This window comes from Alteribacter salitolerans, assembly GCF_016901055.1.
Taxonomy (GTDB): Bacteria; Bacillota; Bacilli; order Bacillales; family Salisediminibacteriaceae; genus Alteribacter; species Alteribacter keqinensis.
Genome location: NZ_JAFEUX010000008.1, coordinates 1 through 2896 on the forward strand (window position 1 = coordinate 1; position 2896 = coordinate 2896).

Annotated in this window: 6 protein-coding genes; 3 read left to right on the forward strand and 3 right to left on the reverse strand. The window is 42.8% G+C overall.

Annotated features, from left to right (window positions below; genetic code table 11):
- The coding region (locus JSY36_RS14995; protein ID WP_205166990.1) for a transposase at positions 1 to 217 on the forward strand (217 nt) is incomplete at its 5' end.
- A 139-nt stretch (positions 218 to 356) separates the two neighbouring features.
- Here JSY36_RS14995 and rpmG read toward each other — a convergent pair.
- Positions 357 to 506, reverse strand: coding sequence for a 50S ribosomal protein L33 (gene rpmG / locus JSY36_RS15000; RefSeq protein WP_122896444.1), 150 nt, complete (start codon positions 504 to 506; stop codon positions 357 to 359).
- A gap of 104 nt (positions 507 to 610) precedes the next feature.
- Positions 611 to 1210 carry a hypothetical protein gene (locus JSY36_RS15005; protein WP_205166991.1) on the reverse strand — a complete coding sequence of 200 codons (600 nt, stop codon included), beginning with the start codon at positions 1208 to 1210 and terminating at the stop codon, positions 611 to 613.
- Positions 1211 to 1524: 314 nt separating this feature from the next.
- Between JSY36_RS15005 and JSY36_RS15010 the strand changes: the two genes are divergently transcribed.
- The gene (locus JSY36_RS15010) at positions 1525 to 1869 is read left to right on the forward strand and encodes a hypothetical protein (RefSeq protein WP_122896442.1); all 345 of its coding nucleotides are present in this window, start codon (positions 1525 to 1527) and stop codon (positions 1867 to 1869) included.
- Between the two features lie 16 nt (positions 1870 to 1885).
- Entirely contained in the window at positions 1886 to 2398 is a 513-nt protein-coding gene (locus JSY36_RS15015) for an MltG/YceG/YrrL family protein (protein WP_205166992.1), read from the forward strand.
- Positions 2399 to 2632: 234 nt separating this feature from the next.
- Here the strand turns inward: JSY36_RS15015 and JSY36_RS15020 are convergent.
- A partial coding sequence (locus JSY36_RS15020) for a hypothetical protein (RefSeq protein WP_205167098.1) occupies positions 2633 to 2896 on the reverse strand: 264 nt, incomplete at its 5' end.

The window sequence follows — 2896 nt, forward strand, 5'->3', positions numbered from 1 at the left end:
CAAGGAAAAAGTCAGGGAAAACAGGCTTTCAAAAGAAGGAAAACTGATTTACAAAAAAAGAAAAGAAACAATAGAGCGAAGCTTCGCGGATGCAAAACAGCTCCACGTGCTTCGCTATTGCCGGTTGCGCAGCTTGAAAGGTGCATCGGAACAAGCGATTATGACAGCCACAGCACAGAACATAAAGAAAATAGCAAACCACCTCACAGCCAGCTGAGAGGTGGTTTGCCCTATTTTTAAAAGGTATTTGCATCACTTAATTTCATTTTCTCCACATATAAGAAACCCACGCTTCAAAAAAGCGTGGGTTTCTCGACAGCCTGAAAGCGACTTATTAAAGTCGCTTTTTTCCCACATTACTTCGTCTCTTTGTGCATAGTGTGACGCTTAAGGCGTGGGCTGTATTTCTTCATTTCGATACGATCTGGGTTATTACGTTTATTTTTTGTCGTAATGTAGTTTCTGTCACCAGTTTCAGTGCAAGCTAATGTAACTTGAACGCGCATGATATCTCCCTCCAAACCTCTAATCTTTACTCATACTTTTAAAATATAGCAAAAACTGAGGAGACAATCAAGAGGGAATGTTAAATGTAAAGGTTTTTTCCTTGTCAACGCTGACAGGAACGAAGCAGAGTATGATACTGACTGTGTGCTTCTTCCAGCCATAGTAGATCTACGTGCTTCATTTCCCACTCATAGAAAAAACCGGACATATACGGCTCCAGAGAAAGTTTGTATTCAAGCCCCCACCCGTGGCTGAACTGGACAATCGGCTGCATCTGCATATACTCAATGTCTGTCGTTCCTTCCTCGTTAACAAGTGATGTGGAATAAGAACATTGGGTTCCCTGACTTGTGATCCCGCCAAATAGAGCATAAGAGTTCTGATCATGTACGATCAATGATTCCTGGCTCGGGGAGTAATAAACGACTTCGGCACTCCGTTCTATCATTTGATACCTGACAGAAAGCTTAACATCCACATTTTCTGCTGAACGGTTATAAACAATCAATTTATTAATTGTCCGGTTTTGACTTTTCATTGGCAGGTGTATCCATTTCCATTGAATGTCTGCAGTCTCTCCCTCTTTAAACCGCAAAAGGGACTGACGATCATCATACAGTGCCACCTGACCTCGGTCCATTACAGTAAATACGCTTGATTTTTTCCAGGATGAGACTCTCTCTGTAACCTGATTCGTATACACGCCTCCGCCTCCTTCTATTGATGTTTCCCAGCTTGTCTATCTTCATCTTACTCTGACTTTGAAATCTCAACAAGAAGTCAAAATTGTCATAGTTTGTCACTCCCATGGCCCACATATGAAAAAACCTGTTGAAGTTGTATATACTTAGACCCCATCCCCTCAGACATCGTTCTCTTTTCATTTTTCACCAAAAATTGCGACCATTCGCAACTAATGAACGAGGGTTATTCGACAAATCTGGCTAAAGACTCTAGGAAGCAAAATGAAAATGTGGTATAACATTACACGTACATAAGTGTTAAGGGGGAAACTATGTGAGTGGGCTAGTCATAACCATGTTTAGCGTCAGCGCCATTTTATTCATCTTGTCTTTCACCCGTAAGGACCCGGCAAAAGACGTGGAAAAACAACTGGAGAACTTTTCAATTACACTGATGCAGGAGATGTATCAGTTAAAAAAGAAAATGAAAACCATCGAAGAGGAATTTGTCATTGGAAACGAAGCAGCCTCTGCAGCTGAGACAGGTAGTGTTCCAAACGAACTAACACGGGACGATGTTCTTGCTCTTTATGAGGAAGGCTTCGATATAAAGGATATCTCAAAGAAAACAAACCGCTCTGAGGGAGATATCGACGAACTTTTAGCTCATAACAGGTAACAGGGAGGATTCTAGAATGTTAAGCAGAAACGGGTTAAGAGGAACTGCAGCAGGAGTCTTCCTTACAACTACGGTCTTCGCCGGCGCTTTTTACTTTGGCGACAACGAATCCACAGCAGAAACGTTTGAAGACGTCACTGAAGAGGAGGCTCTTGAAGTACTCGAGTCTTCAGGCTTTGTGATTAAAACGCTGGAGGAGCATAATGAACTGGTGGAGAGCGAAGCCTCTCTTGAGGCACGCGTCAGGGAGCTCGAGGAGCTGAAAGCAGATGCAGGCAACGAAGAAGCTGCTGATGAAGAAGAAACTGTGGTACAGGATATGGTTTATCAGACCGCTCTTGTGGTCACATCCGGTATGACTTTCGGTGACATTGCAGGAATTCTCGAAAGAACCGGCATTATTGATGACCGGAGCGAGTTTAATGATTATATCAGTAACAATAATCTGGAAATGGCTCTGAGACAAGGGGAATTTATATTTGATAGTTCAATGACCATTCCCTCTATTGTCTCAGAATTAACTTCCTGACTGAAGGCACTGAAAAAGTTCGGCCTTTAACTTTTTCCAGTGCCTTCTAAGCAATGAGCGTAATGGTTGCTTTTTTTAAAAGCCTGTTAAGAGTGGGTTACTCGTAACAGGCGCGCAACTGAATGGAGTCATTGCAACTCAAATAAAAGCCACTGAAAAAGTTGTTTTGTACTTTTTCAGTGGCCTCCTGACTGTAAAGGAGGCTGCGCCTGGTTGCCCAGCCTATTTTTCACCTCAAAAAGCCGCCTCATTTTTATGAGGCGGCTTCAGGCTGTTGAGAAAGTCTTTTCTCAACAGCCTTTTCTTTTTGTGTTTAATAATCCAACTATTCAGATATTTATAGTACACTAATAATAAAGGGTCTAGTATGAATTGTACATAAAAGCAGATATCCTGCATCCGCTTCAGACGGACGCTTTCCGCGGGCAACGCTTCAGCCTCCTCACTCCGTTGCGGGGTCTTCAGCTGTTGCTTTTCCCGCTGGAGTCGCCGTCTTCC